Below are 1,241 nucleotides of genomic sequence, written 5' to 3' on the forward strand. Positions count from 1 at the left end.
GACGCCTTGGTGCTCAATGACGCCACGGCGCACATCAAGCACGACCAGCACCTCACGGTGGATAACGACCAGTTCACGCACGTTAAACATAACCACCACCTCACGGTAGAGGGCGAAAGCCGCGAATCGGTTAAGGGTGGCTGTATATTAATGGTCGATGGTTCCTTGCACGTAAAATCAGGGCAAGTTTGGACTAATGAAAGTGGAGATGAAATCCACATCAAAGCTGGACAAAAAGTGGTGATCGAAGCTGGGTCAGAAATTACCGTGACAGCCGGCGGCAGTTTTGTCAAAGTCGATCCTGCTGGTGTCCATCTTTCTGGGGCGGGCGTTAATTTAAACTCAGGCGGAAGTGCGGGCAGTGGCAGTGGTTTTAGTGGTGATTTACCGTTATTACCTGGTGAGCTTGAACTGCAAAAATCCCCCGCGCCACCTCAAACCATTCTTTACCAAGCGCTATTGCAAGCTGAAGAGGCAAGTATCCCCGCAGTAAGAGTTTGTCCTTTAGAGCAAACTCAAGGGTTAGTGAGCCCCCCACCGCCTCCACCTCCGCCATTAGCACCACCGCAACCTGTGCCGGTACAAGCAACGAATTTAGCATCAGATGCTCGTGTTCGAAATACAACTAAGCCTGCTCCGGAGTTTGGTACTCATTTCCCGACTTCCTCAATCGGTATCGAGAATGAGCTGAGTGGTTTGATTGTCGCGATGCCTGCCAATTCATCACAAAAATTTGGTTATGTAAAAAATGCAAAAGGCGAAGCGCTATTCATGTTGACCAAAGATATGAATCAAGGCAGTTATCATTGCCCGCCGCATCTTAAAAATGGTCGAGATTATACAGGGTGGCAAACTCATACAATTGAGCTTATTACTTACCCTTGTGCAATGGATGATGAAAAAGCCGTCGAGGATCGTAAAGCAGGTATGCTTTGGTTAGCGAAGTATTTCACATCGCACATTAGCCAGTTTAACCATCAAACGCTTGCGGCTACGAGTAGTGATGATGGTCAGTTTATTCTAGAAATCTCGAACGTGAATCATATTATCGCTGCTGGAAATGGTGTCGCTGCCGATTACCAAGGTCAAACAATCTCGATGACCCCGAGTGGGCAGCAGGTTACAGTTGGAGTTAGCGCTAAATTATTTGGAACGGGCGCTAATGCTGAGCTTCGGTTACTTGAATTAGCCCCTTGGTATAAAAAATCACTCAAGGATAAGTTTTTGGGCTCTTCTCCGCT

Annotated in this window: 1 protein-coding gene; it reads left to right on the forward strand. The window is 47.5% G+C overall.

Translation table 11 applies throughout. The features are described from left to right. A partial coding sequence (locus tag PL85_RS18365) for an actin cross-linking domain-containing toxin (RefSeq protein ID WP_215809369.1) occupies positions 1 to 1,241 on the forward strand: 1,241 nt, incomplete at both ends.

Origin of the sequence: Vibrio anguillarum, from assembly GCF_001989995.2 — a bacterium.
In the GTDB taxonomy this organism is placed as follows: domain Bacteria; phylum Pseudomonadota; class Gammaproteobacteria; order Enterobacterales; family Vibrionaceae; genus Vibrio; species Vibrio anguillarum.